Source organism: Nitrospirota bacterium (genome assembly GCA_020846775.1).
Lineage (GTDB): Bacteria > Nitrospirota > 9FT-COMBO-42-15 > HDB-SIOI813 > HDB-SIOI813 > RBG-16-43-11.
This window is the reverse complement of sequence record JADLDG010000023.1, coordinates 183,320-205,011: the sequence shown is the minus strand read 5'-3', so window position 1 is coordinate 205,011 and position 21,692 is coordinate 183,320. Positions and strand designations below refer to the sequence as shown.

Here is a 21,692-nt window from a genome sequence, read left to right as displayed (position 1 = left end):
AAAGTCTCACACTGCTAAGATAATTTATCCGAGCGGATTTGAGACACACGTGACGATGGATTACTCTATAAAAATAGGCGGAGAGGCAGGGCAGGGCATACAGACTGTAGGAGACACCCTCGCACTGGTTCTTGCCAGGTCAGGTTATCATGTCTTCACACACCAGGACTATGAATCCCGCATCAGGGGAGGACATAATTTCTTTCAGGTAAGGTTATCTGCCAGTCCGGTATCTTCATCAAGGGATAAAATTGATATTATCGTTGCCTTTGACAAGGAGAGCATAACCCGTCACGAAAATGAACTCTCTGAGAATGGCCTGATCATCTATGATTCAGCCGTTCTGAAGGAAAAGCACAACGCTGCTCATTTCCTCGATATCCCTTTTGCAAGCCTTGCCACTGAAAAGGGTGGAAACAAGATCATGGCAAATTCAGTTGCAATCGGGGCTGTCCTGGGGATGCTCGGCATTAAACACCATATCCTCTCAGACATCATGTGTACCACCTTTAAGAAAGGGGGATCTGATGTTATTCAGGGCAATCTGAATGCCGCGGCAGCAGGACATGCATGGACATCTGAAAACTGCTCGCGATGCTCCTTTTCCCTTGACAAAGCATCAAGTAAGAAAATACTGATAGCTGGAAATGATGCTATCGGGCTTGGCGCCATTGCATCGGGCCTTAAATTTTACTCTGCCTACCCCATGACCCCTTCCACAGGCATCATGAACTATATCGCCGGCAAGGGAGAGGAATACGGTATTATCGTGGAGCAGGCAGAGGACGAGATTGCTGCCATCAATATGGCCCTTGGCGCCTCATTTGCGGGGGTCAGGTCCATGACAGGGACGTCCGGAGGTGGTTTTGCACTGATGGTGGAAGGACTGTCACTTGCAGGAATGACGGAGACACCGGTGGTCATAGCGCTTGCACAGAGGCCCGGGCCGGCAACAGGATTGCCTACCAGGACAGAGCAGGGTGATCTGCAGTTTGCACTTTACTCAGCGCATGGGGAATTCCCGAGGGTAATCTTTGCTCCCGGGAATCCTGAGCAGGCCTTGTATCTTACCAACAAGGCTTTTGACCTGGCAGAGAAATATCAGATACCAGCTATAATTATTACCGATCAATACCTTGCAGATTCTTTATGGACATTCGATGGTTTTGATCTGGATAAATTGAAATATACGGATTACAGGTTACGGGGAGAGGCACTGGAAAGCCTTGAAGGATACAAACGGCATGCCTTCACAGATAACGGGATTTCCCCGCTGGGGGTTCCTGGAGACTCAAGACATCTGGTAGTTACAGACAGTGATGAACACGACGAGGATGGTCACATCATCGAGGATGCTGAGACGAGAAACAAAATGATTGACAAGAGGCTGTTCAGGAAACTACCTATGATAAGGCAGGAGATAGAACCACCCTTACTATATGGTGATCAAAATCCTGCAATCGTTCTCATTGGATGGGGGTCCACGTATGGGGTAATGAGAGAATCTGTTGATACGTTTCCCAGAGAAAAGCGCGTTGCCATGCTCCATTTCAGCGAGGTCTGCCCGTTCCCTTCAACGGAAAAGTTTGATTACCTGAAGTTATTAAAAGGCGCCAGTATCACCATCTGCATTGAAAACAATGCAACGGGACAGTTTGCAAGATTGGTTAGGACAGAGACAGGATATGAATTCAGTCACAGGATCAACAGATATGACGGCAGGCCATTCACATTGGATAGTCTGTCAGGAGAACTGAATGCCATCATTGCAGGAAATTAAAGGTCAGCAGCCGGCATGGTGCCCTGGATGCGGGGACTATAGCATCCTTAAATCATTTAAGGATGCTATGGTCCAGTTGAATATTGATCCGCATCAGTTTACCATTGTCTCTGGCATCGGACAGGCTGCCAAGTTCCCACATTATGTTAGATGTAATACCTTTAACGGTCTTCATGGAAGGTCCCTCCCGGTCGCAACCGGGATTCGGATGTCTAATCATTCTCACCCGGTCTTTGTATTTACTGGAGACGGGGATAGCTATGGCGAGGGTGGAAATCATCTCATTCATGCCATCAGACGGAATATTAATATAAAGCTCTTTGTTCATGACAACCAGATCTACGGTCTGACAAAAGGACAGGCCTCGCCTACAAGTATGGAGGGGGTGAAAACCAAAAACCAGCCGGCAGGTGTGTTTTCAGAACAGCTTAATCCAATGGCGCTGGCAGTGGCGCTGGATTGCAGCTTTGTGGCGAGGGGCTTCTCCGGTGATATGGAGCACCTTACCTGGCTGATGAAAGAGGCGATAAACCATAAGGGCTTCAGTCTTGTAGACATCCTTCAGCCATGTGTAACATTTAACAAACTGAATACTTATGACTGGTATAAAATGAGGGTCTACAAACTTGAACCGGAGTATACACCTGATGACAGGGGGGCGGCTTTCAACAGGGCGCTTGAATGGGGAGACAGGATCCCTTTAGGTATTATCTACAGGAATAACCGGACTATCCTTGAGGAACGTATCCCTGTAATAAAAGACGCACCTTTGGTCAGACATGCTGTTGATATATCCAGGGTAAAAATAACGATAAAAGAATTTTATTAAAAGATCCTCACTCCTCTGTTTCCTTGACCTGCTTCCATGTCTGGTCAGGATTGAAGAGTTTCACACCTTCCGCTTTTTCCCTCGTATCCGAGCCAAGATTCTTTTCATAAATTATACCTTCCTGGTTCACGATAAAGGTCATGACACCAGAGTTTTTGTACTCTGCGGGATATGCCAGTATGGCGAAGCCAAGGATCATTTTCCCATTCACTACGTAATTATACGCTCCTCCCTCAGCCTTCGATCCCTGTCCTTTGAGGATTTTGAAATAGTAACCATGGAACGGCGAGAGCAGCTCATTTGAGTAGCCTTCCTCAGCCGCTTGAGCAACCAGAGGTCCCAAAGGGCTCTCTTCTTCTCCTTCAGCAGTTTCCCAATACAGGCCGTCGTGTCTACCTTTTGTACTTATTATCCGTTGTGCGAATTCGACCTTGCCGCCGCCGCTGCAGTCCTTGATAGCATATTCGTGCTGAGCATCCACATATGCATGAAGTACGTCCATAACCTGCAGCTCATTTCTTCCAATCCTGCGGTTCAGGATCTCCTGCTTGCCTTCCCGAGGGTCAAACAACCACTTTCCGTCCTTCTTCACAATCGGGACCGGCATGGGCCAGTTGTCATTACCTACGGATAGCACCCATTTGTCCCCAGGTCCCTGTTGCAGGCTGTTTTTTTCATCATATGCCTTAAGGAATTTATCACGCCCGGTTTTGTCTGCCACGGCGTCTCCCGATGAAATCATCTCTTTTCCTCCCTGGCCCAGGATGGCAAGCATTGCCATCGTGTCTTGTGCCCTTACAGCAGCAATGAGTCCATTTACCGCTTCTTCCGGAGAGGAAAAGCCCTTCTGTGAAATGGCATTGGTTTGAGCGTACAATAATGGTGCAATGATAAGTGTTGAAATAAGAATGATGCATAATATCACACGCAGCCCTGATCCATTTTCTTTCTTATGCAATATGATGCGGTTCATTACTCCTCCCTTGCTCTCAAGGAACTATTAATGCGTAAATTATCGCCCGAATCTACCGTCTTTACGATTGCCGCCTGAGCCGGTATTTCCACCACGTTGATTCATGTTTCCGTCCTGACGAATCTTGTTTTCTCTCTGTCGGCTAACTTCACCGCGTTCGCTGGCACGTCGTTCAAAGTTTCCGTTGCCTATTCCCTGGAATGGTAAATTACTCCCCCGGGTGTTTTGAAGAGCAGGTTTTCCCTGGCTCCTCCGCATTGCTGGATGTACATCCAGCCGTTGCTCCTGACCTGATGATGGAGTAACTTCCGGTCCTTTGAACCTGCGATCCTGATAACCGCGCATCTCCGGGCTCTTCGCCTGCGGACGAATTTCCCTAATACCATAGCGCTCAGCTGTATGCATGTCTCTGTACGCGACACCTCTACGGTGATATGTATCATGACGCCAGTACGGTTCTTTTAAACCTCGCCGGTTACGATCGAAATGGCCAAAACGCCTTTCCCTATCGCGATCAATGTGTATAACACGCCGGGGCCAGTCGAACCTTTGCCATGAAAACAGGTCTATACCGACATAAAATCTGCTTCCGAAATTTATATTCCCTCCGACGACTATTGTACCCGATGGATAATACCAGTAATAGGGAGGATAGTATGGGTACCACCAGGGACCATAAATGTAGAAAGGATCATACACCGGGACATAGACAATTACAGGGTCTGACGGTTTGATCCTGATTCCGTCCTGATCTTCTATTACAGTTTGCTCTCTTGTTGTCTTCAAGTTTCCCTGTTCTACGGCCTTCCTGCGCAATTCCTGAATCATATCCATGACGTCTTCCTGCTGGCTCAGAAAGGCATCGCCCAGTTTCCGCGTCTGGTCGAGCTTTTCGCTCATTGTAAAGATTATCTCAGGGAAATGGCAAAGAACCTTAACGCTTGCGTCCCATGTCTTAACCTGAAGTGCGCCGTCAAACGCATCGCCCTTCAAACTCCTGTTCTGGCGAAGCCAGCGCTCGGCCTCGACTACCTCGATCGGGTAGGTCGAGGCCATCAGTATATCTGCAATCAATGTATCCGGGTAGAGGGCTATTGACGCAAGCATCTGTGCCAGCTCTTCTTTTTTGAATTCGTAGGTTTGCTGCTGCTCCCCAATGTCCTGCGCCGGAAGCCGGGATGGTAGAGCGAGCAGAGAGATAATGAGAACGGCTATCCCTGACATAATAATTCCAGCCGCCTTCAAGACATATCTCTTATTGAAGCTGCTGCCAGCGGTTTTCTCTCCGGAGTATTCATACAGTTTATCTTGAAAGGACTTATTCATTGAACCCCCCTTGCCGCTTCTTAATGGTCTTTATTTTATCACATACAGGTACGTACTACAAATAAATCCAGTCGGGGCGGGAATAAGACATTACTCTTAGAGGTAAGGCATATGAAGTTATCAGGAGAAAGTCTGATTATTTTATTATTTCAAGCAATTCAACTTCAAAAATCAGTGTCTGGTTTGGGCCGATGGACGGGGGGGCGTTATGGCCATAGGCCAGATTCTCAGGAATGTAAAATTCGTATTTCGAACCGACCTTCATGAGTTGCAGACCTTCAACCCACCCCTGTATTACCTGTGTAACACCAAATATTGCAGGCTGATTACGCTTGTATGAACTGTCAAACTCTTTACCGTCAATGAGTGTGCCGCGATAATGCACCTTGACTTTATCAGCAGCCGTTGGCGTGGCGCCATCACCCTTTTTAATCACCCTGTATTGCAAACCGCTTGAGGTTACTTTAACTCCTTCTTTCTTTTTATTCAATTCCAGGTAAGTCTGCCCCTTCCTGATATTTTCTTCTGCAGCTTCATTCATAGCGGCCGTTTGCTTCTCCTGATCCTTACGCTGCATCTCAGCCATAAATTGCTGTATCTGCTCGGGTGACAATGCCTGTTCATGATCCTTTGTTAAATCGTCTATCCCCTTCAGTATTAATTCCGTATCCAGGGTAATGTCTCTGGTTTTACCGAGCTGGCCGAGTTGGACCCCAAGGATATAGCTTAGTTTTTGTGTATCCGTCCAATTAATTGCAGGACTTTCTTTCTGGCCTGACTCCTGTGCAATAGATGGCGCAGTGCCGCACAGCAAAATACCTGATAAAAATGCCAATATTAATTTCTTCATAAATTCTCCTTCTCTTGATTTGTTGAGTACTTTACAATACAAAATATTATTTCTTTTGATATTCGAGCAAGACGACTCCGTTCTTAAAAGACTTTGCTTATAAAAGCTAAAGATTGTGCCTCACATTAATATCTTTAAATAGCGGTTTCCCTTCACCCGGAATGACCGGGTGTACCCAAAAGTGGTGCTCATCCTCATTTTATCTTCTTACAACAAATTAGTACAGTTTTTCCTATCCAATATAAATATATGGCTTTTAAGCTCCATTTAAGCTACCTCTGTTAAACTGAGCCCATAACAACAAAATAGGAGGAGAAATAATATGGAGAGAGCTATAGACAAGGTGAAGGTATGGGACCCCTTTGTCAGGATTTTTCACTGGACTCTGGTGTCCTCTTTCATCATCGCTTACATTGTTGAGGATGATCCTCTTAGCATCCACATAGTGGCAGGATATACGGTGCTGGTTCTCGTGTTACTGCGGATATTCTGGGGACTTATAGGATCTGAACATGCAAGATTTTCTGACTTTGTTTACCGGCCGCGTGTCGTTCTGAATTATCTGAAAGATTTGGTCACTTTCAGGGCGAAACGATACATAGGTCACGGCCCTGCCGGCGGGTCAATGATCATAGCCCTGCTCATTGGTCTCCTGCTGACTTCTGTATCAGGTCTGGCATTATACGGGGCTAAGGAATATGCGGGTCCGCTTGCCGGAGCGATGTCCGGTCTTGAAGGTCACTGGGCAGAGGCATTAGAAGAGGTGCATGAGTTTTTTTCAATATTTACATTAACCCTGGTCATCATCCATGTAATGGGTGTAGTCCTGTCAAGTATCGTGCATAGAGAAAATCTAGTCAAGGCAATGTTTACAGGTTATAAAGGAGGATTAATTAATGAAGACGAGTAAAATAGCGGCCGCTGCCATACTGGTTTTGCTTTTAGCTACCCTCGTTCATGCAGCGGCAGTCGAGGGTCTCTTGGCAAAGTATAATAGGCTCGGCGCAGGGAATTTCAATGCAAAAGCAGGAGAGGAGATGTGGAATAAGCCTTTCAAAGATCCGGTACAGGGGGCACGGAGTTGTGCCACATGCCACCAGAGTGATCTGCGAATCAACGGTAAACAGGTCAACACTGGAAAAACGATCGAACCGATGGCACCTTCAGTCAATTCAAAGCGACTTACCGATGCCAAATTTATCGAGAAGTGGTTTAACCGGAACTGCAAGTGGACTATGGGACGCGAGTGTACTCCGCAGGAGAAGGGGAATTTTCTGATGTTTATAAAAGGAAAGTAGCTATTATTTACTTTTTTACTGGAGGAGATATATAATGAAGACAAAACTTTGGGCAGGATTATTTATCAGCCATGAAGTAAAGAGCCTGATCAATTGCAATGCATGTCATACCCGGGCAGCGGCAGGTTCCTATGATGAGCTCGAAATAAAGATACCGGGTTTTGGCCGCTGGGATGACTGATTTTATGAAAATCACCATACTGGTCTTAATCCTTGCAGTATCGGCAGAAGGCACATGTTTCTCCGGTGATGATCATGAGAGGGCACGGAGGCTAAAAGAATCAGGTGATATCCTTCCCCTCGAAGAGATTATAAAAAAGTCCGGAAGTGAACATCCGGGTCGTATTCTTGAGGTAGAATTGGAAGAAAAGGAGAACCGTTTGATCTATGAGTTAGAGATCCTCGATAAAAAAGGGGTGGTTTGGAAATTATATTTCGATGCCAGGACAGGAGAATTACTCAAACGAAAAGAGGATAAATAGCATTGCGGGTCCTATTGGTGGAAGACGATACGGCACTCAGCGAGAAGTTAAAGTCAGACCTTGTTCGCGCGGGTTTTGCCATTGACGTCGTTGAAAACGGAGTTGATGCCGAGTTCATGGGGGACGAGGTTCCCTATGATGCCGTCGTTCTTGATCTCGGGTTACCGGGCCGTCCCGGTCTTGAGGTTTTAAGAAACTGGCGTTCAAAGGGGAATAAAGTCCCGGTTATAATTCTCACAGGCCGGGATGCATGGTTTGAGAAGGTAGAAGGATTCAAGGCCGGTACTGACGATTACCTTGCAAAGCCTTTCCACGTAGATGAGTTGATTGCAAGGATCAACTCATTGATACGACGTGTCAATGCACAGGCAGGCGGCGTTCTCAAAGCGGGCGGACTTTCTCTCGACGAGGATAAGCAGTGCGTGACCACTTCAGACGGCAGGACTCTGGATCTGACGGGAATAGAATTTCGTCTTCTTCGCTATCTCTTGCTGCACCCGGATCTGGTTTTATCCAAGACCCGCCTCACTGAACATGTCTACGATTTTGATTCTGACAAGGACAGTAATGTCATTGAAGTCTATATCAACAGGCTTCGCCAGAAACTTGGGAAAGAGTGGATAGAGACCCGGCGCGGCCAGGGATATGTTTTCAGGATACTTAAATAATGCGTTCCCTGCAGACGCGCCTCAGCACAGGACTCATTATCAGTCTGTTGATTCTCTTCAGTCTTCAGTGGATACTTGTCAGTAAGGCAATCAGATATCTGACAGAAGATTATGTTGCATCAAGGCTGCAGCATGATACTGAAAGCCTCCTGTCGGCGTTGATTATCAATGGTGATAACGTCAAGCCGACAATTGACATAGGACGACTTGATTCTATTTATGAGCGTCCATTCTCGGGCCACTACTATCAGATCAAAGTAGGTCTTCACGTTCTTCGCTCCAGATCACTCTGGGATCAGGAGCTGTCAGTCTCCAGCGTTCAGGCGGGAGAAACGCTGAGATCTCACTCTTCCGGACCAGGGGGGCAACCCCTCCTTCTCCTCACCAATGGCTATAGAAAGGAGAATCAGCCCGTAATAATCGCCCTCGCAGAGGACCTTTCAAGTATTGAGTCAGATATCAGACGGTTTCAGACCGGCTACGGAGTTGTCTCTATTGCCATATTGATTATCATGATCCTTATTCAACGCCTTATTGTAGGCGCTGGGCTGGCTCCATTAGAAAGGGTACGCAGGGATATAACTTCTCTAGAAAAGGGTGAGATCACCCGGCTAAGAGAAGACGTACCAAGGGAGATGCGTCCCTTAATTATCGAGATCAATAGATTACTCGAGATCATGGGGCAGAGGCTGCAGCGATCACGGAATGCCCTTGGCAACCTTGCCCATGCCCTTAAGACACCATTAACACTTTTAATGCAGTTGTCAAACCGCAATGATATGAAGAGATGCGAAGAGGTCCGGCAGCAACTCGTTGAGCAGACAGGGAAGCTCAGCGGACTTATGGAACGGGAGCTGAAACGTGCACGCCTGGCCGGGACCCCGGGACCTGGTCAACAGGTGGTATTGAAAGAGGAGATAAACTATATACTCGATGCCCTAAAGAAAATCTATAAATACAAGGCATTAGAGTTTGAGTGTATTATACCTGCTCAGGGTGTTATTTCCGGAGACAGGGAAGACATGCTGGAGTTAATGGGAAACCTGCTGGACAATGCCTGCAAGTGGGCGCGCAGCAAGGTATCCCTGCGGGTCCAATGTGATAAGGGTGTCCTTATAGAGATCGAGGATGACGGACCGGGATGCCCCTCTGAGGAAATGGAGCGTTTATCCAACCGGGGCGTGCGCCTGGATGAGAATGCTGCAGGACACGGACTGGGTCTTTCCATCGTCAAAGATATTATAGATCAATATTCCGGAGAAATAAGCTTCGGACGCTCTGAGGGTCTTGGAGGATTCCGGGTATTCGTCAAACTTCCGGAAGGAGTGATGTTCAGCACCTGACGGCCGCAATACTGAGATTGCCTTATGCCGCTTTTCACCTGTATGAGTCAAACAGCGTATGAAAGATAAACCGATTGTTCAGGTTCAAAACCTAAAAAAGAGATTTGATGGTTTTACAGCCGTTGATGATATCTCATTCAATCTCTATCCTGGTGAGATCGTTGGTCTTCTGGGCCCCAATGGGGCAGGGAAGACAACCACCATTCAGATGCTTCTGGGGACACTGACTCCTTCCTCAGGTACAGTAAAGATATTTGATCTCGACATCGAAAGTGACAGAGAAAAGATCCTGAGCCAGATCAATTTCTTTTCGGCCTATACCTCCATGCCATTGTCTCTGACCCTGTGGGAGAATCTTCGGGTCTTTGCCATGCTCTACGGGATCAGGGATTACAAAGAAAAGATTGCAGACGTCATGCATTTGTTTGATATTACTCACCTGAAGAACAGACTTGCGGATACCCTGTCATCCGGTCAGTTGACACGGCTCTCCCTTGCCAAGGCATTCCTGAATGATCCAGCGATTCTGTTCCTCGATGAACCTACCATAAGCCTGGACCCTGATATTGCAGACAAGACACGGACGATCCTTAAAAAAGAGAGGGATACAAGAAAATTAACCATACTTTATACCTCCCATAATATGAAGGAGATGGAGGAGCTGTGCGACAGGATCATCTTTCTCCATAAAGGACGAGTGATTGCCGAAGGGGCTCCTGTAGAGATTCTGAAGAGTTTCAATAAGGACCATCTGGAGGCGCTGTTTCTTGAGATTGCAAGGAGGGGAGATTGAGATTACATAGAATCAATGCGATCGTTCTAAGGCATCTCTACCTGCACAAGAGAAGTGTGGCCAGGCTGATGGAGACTTTTTACTGGCCGGTTGTTGACCTGTTAGTGTGGGGATTTATTACAGTCTATCTGCAGCAGTACAAAGACGGGCTTCCCGGTTTTGTAACCTTTTTTATCGGTGCCCTGATACTCTGGGACATGCTCTTTCGATCTCAGCAGGGGATATCCCTGTCATTTCTTGAGGAGATGTGGTCAAGAAACCTGATGAACCTTTTTGTAACCCCGCTTCGCCCTGCCGAATTTATTGCAGCCACTATGGTTATCAGCATTTTCAAACTTATTTCTGCATCTTTTGTCACTATAACCCTCGCTTATCTGATTTATGATTTCAATATTTTTTTAATAGGTATGTCCCTCATCCCGTTCATCATTTGTCTCGCAGTGATGGGATGGGCGATTGGTATCCTGACATCATCTGTCATCCTCAGATACGGCCAGAAGGCAGAAATCCTCGCATGGGGACTCGCCTTTTTATTTCAACCGATTTCGGCAGTCTTCTACCCTGTTGAGGTGCTCCCTGACTTTATACAGAAAATAGCAAAGTTTGTACCTGCTTCGCATATATTTGAAGGGATGAGGGCGGTCATTGCTGACGGGCATTTTCCCCTTGAAAATCTGATATGGGCGGCATCCCTTGATATTATCTACTTCATCACATCAATTGCCATTTTCTATTATATGTTCAAAATAGTAAAGGTGAAGGGATTGCTGTTGCGCATTGGCGAATAGAGTCCATGATACTAAGATAATCATGTATGCCCTTGGAAGACCGCTTCCCTTAAGGGAGAAGTGCAGAGATATTCTTGCAAGTATTGTGAATAGGGAATAATTAGCCCTGATGAGGGTCTTAAATCTGTTAAGGAAATACACTGTTTCTCTCCGGACATATAGGTCTGTTACAGAGGTTGATTTATAAGAAGGCTGAAGAGATTGAAAATACATAACATAGCTGATCTAATCTTTTATCATAAAACAGGACTATATTATTGTAATTTATATAAAAAAGGGTTGCGTTAAATACCACAACCCTTTGTAATTATTTTGGTAGCGGGGGCCGGATTTGAACCGACGGCCTTCGGGTTATGAGCCCGACGAGCTACCAGACTGCTCCACCCCGCAATATAAAATGCTTCTCTATTTGAGAAGCAAGTGCATTATATAGTTTCTTTAAGATATAAGTCAAGGCATTTTCCGCTTATTGACGTCAAATACCAAATCATGCTAATATTTAGAACATTTTTTAGTATTATAATGGAGTAAAGATTGAAGCTGTCTGGCGCTGAAATACTTATAGAGTCTTTGAAAAAAGAGGGGGTTGATACTGTCTTCGGTATGCCTGGCGGTGTGGTATTGCAGATATTCGATGTCCTTTATAATGAGAAGGATATTAGATTCATACTTACACGTCATGAGCAGGGCGCTACGCATGCGGCCGATGGTTATGCCAGGGCAACAGGCAAATGTGGAGTGGCACTTGTCACATCAGGGCCGGGTGCCACAAACACTGTTACCGGTATCGCCACAGCTCACATGGATTCCATCCCTCTTGTAGTCATTACAGGGCAGGTCGCTACAAAGATGATTGGTAATGATGCCTTTCAGGAGGCTGACATTGTCGGTATCACAAGACCGTGTACCAAATATAATTTCCTTGTTAAAGACGTCAATGATCTTGCATTTACTATTAAAGAGGCCTTTTATCTCGCAAGGACGGGACGTCCAGGTCCAGTGCTTATTGACATTCCCAAGGATGTTTCATCTACAAAGACCGAATTTGATTATCCTGATAAGATTTTACTCAGGAGTTATAACCCTACTTATAATGGCAACAAGTGGCAGATAAAACAGGCTGCTCAGGCTATTGCAAAGTCAAAAAGGCCTGTTATTTATGCAGGAGGAGGCGTTATCCTGTCTAATGCCCATAAAGAGCTGAAGGAATTTGCAGAGTTTAACGGTATAGAGGTCACTCTGACACTAATGGGATTAGGCGGCTTTCCAGGGACGCATCCCTTGTTTCTTGGTATGCTGGGAATGCACGGGACATACGCGGCCAATATGGCGATTCATGAGTCTGATCTGGTTATTGCCATCGGCGCCAGGTTTGATGACCGGGTCACCGGCAAGGTGACGGAATTCGCACCCAGGGCCAAATTTATCCATATAGATATAGACCCGACCAATATCCGGAAAAATATCCATGTGGATATCCCGATTGTTGGAGATGTAAGAAATGTCCTTATTGAACTGAATAAGGAACTCAGTCTGCTTGAAGGGCAGAAGGCAGAGTGGACTGCGGACAGAAAACCATGGCATGCTCAGATAAGAGATTGGGAAGATGAACACCCTTTATCATATAAAAAGAATACAAAAAAGATTAAGCCTCAGTATGTTATAGAGAAGATTTATGAACTTACAGGCGGTGATGCAATAGTGACTACAGACGTTGGTCAGCATCAGATGTGGGTTGCCCAGTTTTTTAAGTTTGACCAGCCGAGGACATTCCTTTCATCTGGTGGACTCGGGACTATGGGGTTTGGTCTTCCTGCTGCATTGGGTGTTCAGGCAGCCTATCCGGATAAACTCGTATTTAATTTCGCCGGTGACGGAAGCTTTCAGATGAACTCGCAGGAACTGGCTACTGCAGTGGCAAATAATCTCCCTGTCAAAGTGGCTATACTGAATAATGGGTCGCTTGGGATGGTAAGGCAATGGCAGGAGCTTTTCTTCAACCGGCATTACTCAGGCAGTATCCTTGGCAATACCCCCGACTTTGTTAAACTTGCTGAGGCTTATGGGGCGGTTGGCCTGAGGGCCGTGACATCATCTGAAGTAGAAGCTGTGATCAAGGAGGCGGTTAGCATAAGAAAACCTGTAATTATGGATTTTGTAGTTGATCCTGAAGAGAATGTGTTCCCTATGGTCCCTGCCGGTGGAGGCAATTGTGATATGATGCTCGGGCCTGAGGAAAAAGAAAAACCTGGAAAAGATGCAAAACCAAGGAAGGTTAAGAAGAACTCCGTCCTTCCGGCTTAAAGGATAACGAATGCCTGTCTCACAACATATAATCAGTATTCTCGTTGAAAATAAGTTTGGTGTACTGTCGCGGGTGGCAGGACTCTTCAGCGGCAGGGGATTTAATATAGAGAGCCTCTCTGTAGGAGCATCCGTTGAACACTCTACATCACAGATAACAATTGTTACCAAGGGTGATGAACGTATTATTGAGCAGATCACAAAGCAGTTAAATAAGCTTGTGGATGTCATCAAAGTGGTTGACCTCGCTGATAAGGATTATATAGTCAGAGAGACGGCCCTCATCAAGATTCACACAACAAGAGCTGAGGACAGGAGTGAGGCCCTGAGGATTACTGAGATATTCAGGGCCAGGGTAGTTGATTCAACCCCTGTTACATATACGGTAGAAATTACAGGTGATGAAAATAAAATTGACGCAATAATAAATCTGCTTCGCCCTCTGGGGATAAAGGAGATAGTACGCACGGGGAAAATAGCTATTGCAAGGGAAGATGTTAAAGTGCCTGCCCTTCTTGAAGTAAAGCGGGTAAGGGCGTAAATCCTGAAATAAAGAATCAACTATAATATGGAGGTTTAATGAACATTTACTATGACAAGGACGCTGACCTGAAACATATTACTGATAAAAAGGTTGCTATTATTGGCTATGGCAGTCAGGGTCATGCTCATGCGAATAACCTTAAGGATTCAGGCACAGAGGTTGTAATTGGATTAAGAAAAGGGCGATCATGGAAAAAGGCTGAGGGGGCAGGTTTTGAGGTGTTGTCTGTCAGTGAGGCTGTACGCGTTTCTGATGTTGTTATGATACTTGTCCCTGACGAGCTTCAGGGTGATTTGTACAGAGAAGAAATAGCGCCTAATCTGCGCAAGGGGGCCTATATTGCATTTGGACATGGGTTTAACATCCATTTTGGTCAAATTATCCCCGATGCATCAATGAATGTTTTTATGGCGGCGCCAAAAGGTCCCGGGCATCTCGTCAGACATGAGTATACCAAGGGAAGCGGTGTGCCTGCACTTATAGCAATCCATCAGGATCCGTCAAAAAACACTAAAGCGGTTGCCCTTGCCTACGCATCTGCAATTGGCAGCGGGAGGACAGGGATTATAGAAACAAACTTCCGTGACGAAACTGAGACCGACCTGTTCGGCGAGCAGGCTGTGCTCTGCGGTGGAGCTACTGCCTTGATTATGGCAGGTTATGAGACGCTGACGGAAGCAGGCTATTCCCCTGAACTGGCATATTTTGAGTGTCTTCATGAGTTAAAACTGATTGTTGACCTGATTTATCAGGGTGGTATATCCAATATGAGATATTCGATCAGCACTACAGCTCAGTACGGGGATCTGACACGCGGCCCCAGGGTGGTCAACGAAGAAACAAAAAAAGAGATGAAGAGAATCCTTGGTGAAATTCAGAGCGGCCAGTTTGCAAAAGAGTGGATACTTGAGAATAAGGCAAACCGTCCTGTATTTAATGCACTTAACAAAAGGGGACAGGATCATCCTATTGAGAAGGTAGGTGCAAGTCTCCGTGCAATGATGCCGTGGCTGTCCAAGGACAAGTTAGTGGATAAGGAGAAGAACTGATCCCGGCATGGAGGTATAGATGAAGAGGGAGCGGGCCCCGATTGCGGTTGAAGGGATCCCGTTTGTCATTATCGCAGGGATTATAACAGTAGTATTCTATTTCACGCACCTTATAATACCTGCCATCTTATTTTTTATAGTTACCCTGTTTATAGTATGGTTTTTCCGAAACCCTGAGCGCATTGTACCTCCAGGTGAGAATAATGTAATATCTCCTGCTGATGGAAAGATTATAATTATAAGTGAGGTGCAGGAGAACAGGATTCTTAATAAGAAAATGTTAAAGATCAGCATATTCATGAACGTCTTTAATGTTCATGTTAATCGTCTGCCATTTACCGGGAAGGTAGTTGATATCGTCTATAATCCCGGCAAGTTTGTATCAGCAAACCTTGATAAGGCCTCTCTTGAGAATGAACAAAATGCAGTCGTACTAAAGACACGGACAGGCGACAAGATTATCTTTGTACAGATTGCAGGATTGATAGCCCGAAGGATTGTCTGCTGGTTAAAAAAAGGACAGGACGTGAAAAAAGGAGAACGGTTCGGATTAATACGGTTTGGTTCCAGGGTGGATGTATATCTGCCGGTTCGGGCAGATGTTAAAGTATCACTTGGAGATAGGGTCAAGGCCGGAGAGAGCATCCTTGCGGTAATGAAGTAATATTTAAGACAGGAGAACAATATGAAAGAAGAATCAAACAAGAGAAATGGTGTATATATAATACCGAGTTTACTGACTGCAGCAAATCTATTTTGCGGGTTTTATGCCATTGTCTCAGTATTAAATTCAGATTTAAATACCGCTTATGTAACAGCGGCCATAGCTATACTCGTTGCCATGCTGTTTGACGGTTTTGACGGTAAGATTGCGCGTCTAACAAATTCCACAAGCCGCTTCGGGGTGGAATTTGATTCCCTTTCTGACCTTGTGTCCTTTGGTGTAGCTCCGGGTCTTCTTGTTTATAGATGGGGATTGCATGATTATGGAAAGATAGGTTGGCTTGCAGTATTTCTTTTTGTAGTATGTGGCGCGATGAGGCTTGCCAGATTTAATGTCCAGGCAGCGGTATCAGACAAAAAATTCTTTACAGGACTGCCTATCCCTGCAGCAGCCGGTCTTATAGCAACTACTGTAATCTTTGATATTCATATTCTGGAGATGGGTAAGGAAGTAAGGCCTTTAGTAGTCCTGATAATCACTTATCTCCTTGCTTATCTGATGGTCAGTACCATCAAGTTCAGGAGTTTTAAGGATGTTCACCTTGTTGACAGAAAGCCGCTTTCCGCACTTGTCGCAGCAGTACTTATACTTATTGTAATAGTTGCAAAGCCGCAGCTGATGTTGTTTGTCCTTTTTGTCCTGTATGCGTCTTCCGGTCCGGTTGAGAGATTGATCGTTCCGGTAAACAGGCTCTTTAAAAGAAAGGCACATGAACCGGGAGTTAACAAGGGATAATAAATACATAAATATCTGAATGTATTTCAGGATCTCAAACGATGACGGGTCAGGGGATCCCGAAACAATCCTGAAACGATTTCAGCACATGGTTCGGGATGAATTGCTGTAAGGAGAATTATATTGCGGAAGATTTTGATATTTGACACCACTCTCAGGGACGGAGAACAGTGTCCCGGGGCCAGCATGAATAAGGAAGAAAAACTGACAGTTGCCCGTCAACTTGCCAGGTTGAATGTTGACATTATTGAGGCAGGTTTCCCTGTTGCATCCGAAGATGATTTTGAGGGTGTAAGGCTGATTGCAGAGGAGGTCAGGGGACCTGTTATTGCAGGTCTTGCAAGGGCGAGGAAAGAAGACATTGAGAGGGCTGGAGAAGCGGTATCAGTCGCCGAAAGATCCAGGATTCATACCTTTATAGCTACATCAGAGATACATATGCAGAGAAAACTCCGGATGAGCAGGGAAGGAGTATTAGAAGCAGCCGTTGCCGCAGTAAGGCTTGCAAGACAGTTGACAGACGATGTTGAATTTTCTGCAGAAGATGCATCAAGAAGCGACGTTGATTTCCTGTGTTTGATGATTGAGTCCGTAATAAATGCCGGGGCTGGAACAGTAAATATTCCTGACACAGTCGGTTATGCACTGCCGGGTGAGTTTGGGGATCTGATATCACGAATCATGAACAGGGTCCCCAATGTTGACAAGGCAGTTATCAGCGTCCACTGTCATAATGACCTTGGCCTTGCTGTTGCCAATTCGCTATCTGCAGTCCTGTCAGGAGCCGGTCAGGTGGAATGCACTATTAATGGTATAGGAGAGAGGGCCGGGAATGCCTCACTTGAAGAGGTTGTGATGGCATTTAAGACAAGAGGGCAATATTTTGATGCTGATACAGGCATAAATACTCAGGAGATATATAAAACGAGCAGGCTTGTAAGCAGTATTACAGGAATGGTCGTTCAGCCAAACAAGGCAATCGTAGGTGCAAATGCATTTGCCCATGAATCAGGTATACATCAGGATGGACTTTTGAAAGACAAACGGACATATGAAATAATGACACCGGAGTCCGTAGGGATACCTATGCACAAGCTTGTGCTGGGAAAACATTCAGGAAGTCATGCATTCAGGAACAAACTTGAGGAGTTGGGCTATAATCTATCTGATGAGGAGGTAAACAAGGCCTTTGACAGATTCAAGAAGGTCGCAGATCAGAAAAAAGAAGTTTTTGAAGAGGATATAGAGGCAATTATCTCGGAAGAAGTCTACCGTATCCCTGAGAAATTTGTGCTAAAATATATTCATGTTGAAAGCGGTCTTGACAAAACTCCTTCAGCAACTGTTGCACTTGAGATAGATGGGTTGGATGTAAGAGAAGTTTCAACAGGGGATGGACCTGTAGATGCAACATACAGGACGATTAAGTCAATTACGAACACTTCAAGTCATCTGCTGTCATATGAGGTTAAGGCGATTACCGGCGGCACTGATGCTTTAGGAGAGGTGACTGTGAGGGTGGAAGAAGGCGGAAGGACGGTCGTCGGTCAGGGAGCTGATACGGATATCATAGTTGCGAGCGCTAAGGCATATTTGAATGCATTGAACAGACTTGTTTATAAGAAACGCAAATAATGCGACGATAGCGGGGCAGACTGAACTACGGAACTTTAAGTTGACGGATTAAAATCAGCCACCCTTACAGGACAGGGATGAGAATATGGGAATGACACTGACAGAAAAGATATTAGCCAATCATGCAAAGAGAGAGGCTGTATCTCCGGGAGACAATGTCTGGATAGATGTTGATCTTCTTATGACTCATGATGTCTGCGGCCCGGGTACTATTGAGATCTTTAAAAAGGAATTTGGAGCAGCGGCAAAGGTGTGGGCCAGGGATAAGGTGGTTATTATCCCTGATCACTATATCTTTACACAGGATACTTATGCAAGGAGAAATATAGATATACTGCGAGCATTTGCCATTGAACAGGGGATTAAGTTTTTTTATGATGCCGGTTCGCCTGATTATAAAGGGGTTTGTCATGTCGCCCTGGCAGAAGAAGGACACACAAGACCTGGTGAAGTGCTTTTCGGAACTGACTCGCATACATGCACTGCCGGGGCTTTTGGTGAGTTTGCAACCGGTATTGGTAATACGGATGCCGCCTTTATTATGGGTACAGGGAGGTTGTGGGTCAAGGTGCCTCCTACAATGAAGTTTGTTTTCGACGGTGATATGCCTCAATACCTGATGGCAAAGGATCTTATCCTCCACATAATCGGTGATATTGGTGTTGATGGCGCTACATATAAGGCTATGGAGTTTGCCGGAGACGGCATATCAGCGCTGTCCGTTGAAGAGAGGATGACACTGTGTAATATGGCTATTGAGGCCGGGGGAAAGAACGGGATTATTTCACCGGATGAGAAGACCCTGCGATTTGTGTCTGAAAGGCATAAGGGAAAGATTGAAGCGGTTTACGGTGATCAGGACGCAAGATATGAATCTGTAAAAAGGTATAATCTCAAGGATCTCGAACCTGTTGTTGCTAAACCGCATTCTCCGGATAACAAGGCGGTTATATCGGAAGTGAAGGGCACCAGGATTGACAGGTGTTACATAGGTTCGTGCACTGGCGGTAAAGTGGAGGACTTCAGGGCAGCCGCAAGTATTCTGCGTGGCAACAGTGTCAAGGTTGATACATTTGTTGTACCTGCAACTACTGAGGTTGAGAAGCGTCTGAAGGTTGAGATGATTGATGGCGAGAGTATATACTCGATACTTGAAAAAGCCGGGACACAAATTGCCGGAGGTCCATCCTGTGCAGCGTGTCTTGGCGGCCCGTCTGATACCTTTGGCAGGACTAAAGGGGATGAGATATGTATCTCTACGACTAACAGGAATTTCCCGGGACGTATGGGGTCTAAGCAGTCACAGGTGTATCTGGCATCTCCGCTGACAGTTGCAGCATCGGCATTAAGGGGAGTTATCACTGACCCGAGGGAGTTCATTAGATAATAACCGGGATGGGGAGATTGTAACATGAAAGATATTATTAAAGGCAGGGTCTACGTCCTTGGCAACGACATTGACACAGATCAGATTATTCCTGCGCAGCATCTGGTCTATAGTCTCAGCGACCCTGAAGAGAGGAAGCAGTATGGGAGGTTTGCACTCTCGAGTGTACCGGATGGTCATGCAGGTTTACCGGCCGGGAATATAAGGTTTGTTGATGAGGGAGAGTGCCTGTCCAAGTATAATATCATAATTGCTGGAAAGAATTTCGGCTGTGGTTCATCCAGGGAGCATGCGCCTGTAGCATTGAATATAGCAGGCGTAGAGGCAGTGGTTGCGGAGTCTTACGCCCGGATATTTTACAGAAACTCGGTTGATGGTGGTTTTTATCTTCCATTTGAGACAGGCGAACACCTGTTTAAGGAATTTCGAACAGGTGATATCGCTGAGATTGATGTTAAGAAGTCGGCGTTAATGAATCTTACAACAGGAAAATCATATAAATTGAATCCACTTGGTGATGTAGAGGAAATATTAACTGCAGGCGGTATTTTTGCATACGCAAGGAAAAGCGGTAAAATATAGTAATGAGTATTAAGAAGCAATGAGCAATGAGCAATGAGCAATGAGTAGAAGATAGCAATGAGTAAAGAGTGAGTCGTAATGACGGAAGGGAGAGTATGGGCAAAACTTATAAGGTAGCTGTGTTTCCTGGTGATGGTATAGGGAAAGAGATAGTACCCCAGGCATTGCGTGTACTTCATAAAGTTGCGGCTAAATTTAATATTAATATTAAAACTGAAGAGGCGCTTATAGGTGGAAGTGCAATAGATGAAGCTGGTGTTCCGCTGCCTGATGATGCCTTGAATCTTGCACTGAAGAGTGATGCTGTGTTGTTAGGTGCGGTCGGCGGACCGAAATGGGAGGGGCTTGATTATTCTATACGCCCTGAAAGGGCACTCCTTGGTCTCAGGGAACGGCTCGGATTATATGGTAATCTGCGGCCGGTAAGATTATTCTCAGCGCTTGCAGATGCCTCAACCCTGAAACGAGAGATAATTGATGGAATAGATATAATGGTAATAAGAGAGCTCACTGGCGGCATATATTTTGGAAAACCGCGGGGAGTTGAGAAGATTGACTGTGGAGAGAGGGGCATTAATACAGAGGTCTATACGACACCGGAGATAGAACGAATTGCACGGCTTGCATTTGAAGTTGCGAGGAACCGCAGAAAGAAAGTTTGTTCTGTAGATAAGGCTAATGTTCTTGAGTCATCCGAGTTGTGGAGAAGGATTGTTACAGATATCCATAAGGAATATCAGGATGTAGAATTGTCGCATATGTATGTGGACAACTGTTCTATGCAGCTGATCAGAAGCCCGAGACAGTTTGACGTAATACTTACTACCAATATGTTTGGCGACATCCTAAGTGATGAGGCTGCCATGCTGACCGGTTCGATCGGGATGCTTCCGTCTGCAAGTATTGGCGGTAAGGTCGCAATGTATGAACCGATACATGGGAGCGCGCCCGATATTGCAGGACAGGATAAGGCCAATCCGATTGCTACAATACTTTCTGCAGGGATGATGTTCAAGTATTCATTCAAGGTCAATGAGGGATTTACAACTATTGATAATGCGGTAACGAAGGTGCTGGACAGAGGTTTCAGGACTCCTGACATTTACTCACAGGGGAGTAAGGCTGCGGGTACGGAAGAAATGACGGAGCTTATTCTAAATGAGATTGAATAATTCGTTTATATTTGACAAGAGTCTGATATTAAGGATACTATTTCTTATATCACCTTGTCTGATTTTATTTTCAGTAAGCTGCGCAACGGTTGATCCGGGTCTTTATAATGATGGGCCGTATATAGTTTCTACCTACCCTTCATCTGGCGACTTTAATATATCAAGACATACTGATATCAGCATTAGATTCAGTGAGGCAATGGATCCTGCTACCGAGAATGGCTTTGATTTATTGGCCCAGGGGGTCAGGATTGACGGGTCATTGAGGTGGCTTGATTCAAATACGGTACTTGTATTCAGACCATATAGCCCTTTAAGCGTAAATACCTTTTATCAGTGCATTGTCAAACAGGGACAGTCAAGGGAAGGTGCTTATCTTGTCGGGGTACCGTATGTGTGGATGTTCACAACAGGGAATTGAGGACGACTT

General features: G+C 45.5%; 23 protein-coding genes and 1 tRNA gene. 20 read left to right on the top strand and 4 right to left on the bottom strand.

Annotated elements, in window-relative coordinates:
- Positions 1-55 precede the first annotated feature (55 nt).
- Entirely contained in the window at positions 56-1,780 is a 1,725-nt protein-coding gene (locus tag IT392_03665) for a 2-oxoacid:acceptor oxidoreductase subunit alpha (protein ID MCC6543583.1), read from the top strand.
- Positions 1,758-2,609 carry a 2-oxoacid:ferredoxin oxidoreductase subunit beta gene (locus IT392_03660; protein MCC6543582.1) on the top strand — a complete coding sequence of 284 codons (852 nt, stop codon included), beginning with the start codon at positions 1,758-1,760 and terminating at the stop codon, positions 2,607-2,609. Before IT392_03665 ends, IT392_03660 begins: the two co-directional genes overlap by 23 nt.
- Positions 2,610-2,616: 7 nt before the next feature.
- Here the strand turns inward: IT392_03660 and IT392_03655 are convergent, their stop codons facing one another.
- The 3 genes from IT392_03655 to IT392_03645 all read right to left on the bottom strand — a co-directional run bounded on the left by IT392_03655 (position 2,617) and on the right by IT392_03645 (position 5,758).
- Positions 2,617-3,582: a DUF2950 domain-containing protein gene (locus IT392_03655; GenBank protein MCC6543581.1), complete on the bottom strand. Its 966-nt coding sequence runs from the start codon at positions 3,580-3,582 to the stop codon at positions 2,617-2,619.
- Positions 3,583-3,621: 39 nt separating this feature from the next.
- Positions 3,622-4,806 carry a DUF3300 domain-containing protein gene (locus tag IT392_03650; GenBank protein ID MCC6543580.1) on the bottom strand — a complete coding sequence of 395 codons (1,185 nt, stop codon included), beginning with the start codon at positions 4,804-4,806 and terminating at the stop codon, positions 3,622-3,624.
- 238 nt (positions 4,807-5,044) lie between these two features.
- Entirely contained in the window at positions 5,045-5,758 is a 714-nt protein-coding gene (locus IT392_03645; GenBank protein ID MCC6543579.1) for an FKBP-type peptidyl-prolyl cis-trans isomerase, read from the bottom strand.
- Positions 5,759-6,080: 322 nt separating this feature from the next.
- Between IT392_03645 and IT392_03640 the strand changes: the two genes are divergently transcribed.
- The 8 genes from IT392_03640 to IT392_03605 are packed head-to-tail and all read left to right on the top strand — an operon-like array spanning position 6,081 to position 11,130.
- The gene (locus IT392_03640) at positions 6,081-6,668 is read left to right on the top strand and encodes a cytochrome b/b6 domain-containing protein (GenBank protein ID MCC6543578.1); all 588 of its coding nucleotides are present in this window, start codon (positions 6,081-6,083) and stop codon (positions 6,666-6,668) included.
- Entirely contained in the window at positions 6,655-7,056 is a 402-nt protein-coding gene (locus IT392_03635) for a DUF1924 domain-containing protein (protein ID MCC6543577.1), read from the top strand. Before IT392_03640 ends, IT392_03635 begins: the two co-directional genes overlap by 14 nt.
- Positions 7,057-7,090: 34 nt before the next feature.
- Positions 7,091-7,237, top strand: a complete 147-nt coding sequence (locus IT392_03630) for a hypothetical protein (protein ID MCC6543576.1) — start codon at positions 7,091-7,093, stop codon at positions 7,235-7,237.
- A 4-nt stretch (positions 7,238-7,241) separates the two neighbouring features.
- Entirely contained in the window at positions 7,242-7,538 is a 297-nt protein-coding gene (locus tag IT392_03625; GenBank protein ID MCC6543575.1) for a PepSY domain-containing protein, read from the top strand.
- Between the two features lie 2 nt (positions 7,539-7,540).
- Positions 7,541-8,206, top strand: coding sequence for a response regulator transcription factor (locus IT392_03620; GenBank protein MCC6543574.1), 666 nt, complete (start codon positions 7,541-7,543; stop codon positions 8,204-8,206).
- The gene (locus tag IT392_03615) at positions 8,206-9,549 is read left to right on the top strand and encodes a GHKL domain-containing protein (GenBank protein MCC6543573.1); all 1,344 of its coding nucleotides are present in this window, start codon (positions 8,206-8,208) and stop codon (positions 9,547-9,549) included. The genes IT392_03620 and IT392_03615 overlap by 1 nt, the downstream gene beginning before the upstream one ends.
- Positions 9,550-9,607: 58 nt before the next feature.
- Positions 9,608-10,342 (top strand): ABC transporter ATP-binding protein, encoded by a 735-nt coding sequence (locus IT392_03610; protein MCC6543572.1) that lies wholly within the window; start codon positions 9,608-9,610, stop codon positions 10,340-10,342.
- A complete protein-coding gene (locus IT392_03605) occupies positions 10,339-11,130 on the top strand; it encodes an ABC transporter permease (protein ID MCC6543571.1) in 792 nt (263 codons plus the stop codon). The genes IT392_03610 and IT392_03605 overlap by 4 nt, the downstream gene beginning before the upstream one ends.
- Positions 11,131-11,443: 313 nt before the next feature.
- On the opposite strand, the gene IT392_03600 is transcribed toward IT392_03605, so the two are convergent.
- Positions 11,444-11,520, bottom strand: a tRNA-Met gene (locus IT392_03600).
- A 144-nt stretch (positions 11,521-11,664) separates the two neighbouring features.
- Between IT392_03600 and ilvB the strand changes: the two genes are divergently transcribed.
- The 10 genes from ilvB (at position 11,665) to IT392_03550 (ending at position 21,683) form a co-directional block, all read left to right on the top strand.
- Positions 11,665-13,434, top strand: coding sequence for a biosynthetic-type acetolactate synthase large subunit (ilvB, locus tag IT392_03595; GenBank protein MCC6543570.1), 1,770 nt, complete (start codon positions 11,665-11,667; stop codon positions 13,432-13,434).
- A gap of 10 nt (positions 13,435-13,444) precedes the next feature.
- Positions 13,445-13,975 (top strand): acetolactate synthase small subunit, encoded by a 531-nt coding sequence (gene ilvN, locus IT392_03590; protein MCC6543569.1) that lies wholly within the window; start codon positions 13,445-13,447, stop codon positions 13,973-13,975.
- 38 nt (positions 13,976-14,013) lie between these two features.
- Positions 14,014-15,027 carry a ketol-acid reductoisomerase gene (ilvC, locus tag IT392_03585; protein MCC6543568.1) on the top strand — a complete coding sequence of 338 codons (1,014 nt, stop codon included), beginning with the start codon at positions 14,014-14,016 and terminating at the stop codon, positions 15,025-15,027.
- A gap of 19 nt (positions 15,028-15,046) precedes the next feature.
- The gene (locus IT392_03580) at positions 15,047-15,691 is read left to right on the top strand and encodes a phosphatidylserine decarboxylase family protein (protein ID MCC6543567.1); all 645 of its coding nucleotides are present in this window, start codon (positions 15,047-15,049) and stop codon (positions 15,689-15,691) included.
- Positions 15,692-15,712: 21 nt separating this feature from the next.
- On the top strand, positions 15,713-16,486 hold the full coding sequence (gene pssA, locus IT392_03575) for a CDP-diacylglycerol--serine O-phosphatidyltransferase (GenBank protein ID MCC6543566.1): 774 nt from the start codon (positions 15,713-15,715) through the stop codon (positions 16,484-16,486).
- 120 nt (positions 16,487-16,606) lie between these two features.
- Entirely contained in the window at positions 16,607-18,121 is a 1,515-nt protein-coding gene (locus tag IT392_03570) for a 2-isopropylmalate synthase (protein MCC6543565.1), read from the top strand.
- An 85-nt stretch (positions 18,122-18,206) separates the two neighbouring features.
- The gene (locus tag IT392_03565) at positions 18,207-19,508 is read left to right on the top strand and encodes a 3-isopropylmalate dehydratase large subunit (GenBank protein MCC6543564.1); all 1,302 of its coding nucleotides are present in this window, start codon (positions 18,207-18,209) and stop codon (positions 19,506-19,508) included.
- A gap of 24 nt (positions 19,509-19,532) precedes the next feature.
- On the top strand, positions 19,533-20,090 hold the full coding sequence (locus tag IT392_03560) for a 3-isopropylmalate dehydratase (GenBank protein ID MCC6543563.1): 558 nt from the start codon (positions 19,533-19,535) through the stop codon (positions 20,088-20,090).
- A gap of 95 nt (positions 20,091-20,185) precedes the next feature.
- On the top strand, positions 20,186-21,262 hold the full coding sequence (leuB, locus tag IT392_03555; GenBank protein MCC6543562.1) for a 3-isopropylmalate dehydrogenase: 1,077 nt from the start codon (positions 20,186-20,188) through the stop codon (positions 21,260-21,262).
- On the top strand, positions 21,249-21,683 hold the full coding sequence (locus IT392_03550; protein MCC6543561.1) for an Ig-like domain-containing protein: 435 nt from the start codon (positions 21,249-21,251) through the stop codon (positions 21,681-21,683). Before leuB ends, IT392_03550 begins: the two co-directional genes overlap by 14 nt.
- Positions 21,684-21,692: the final 9 nt, after the last annotated feature.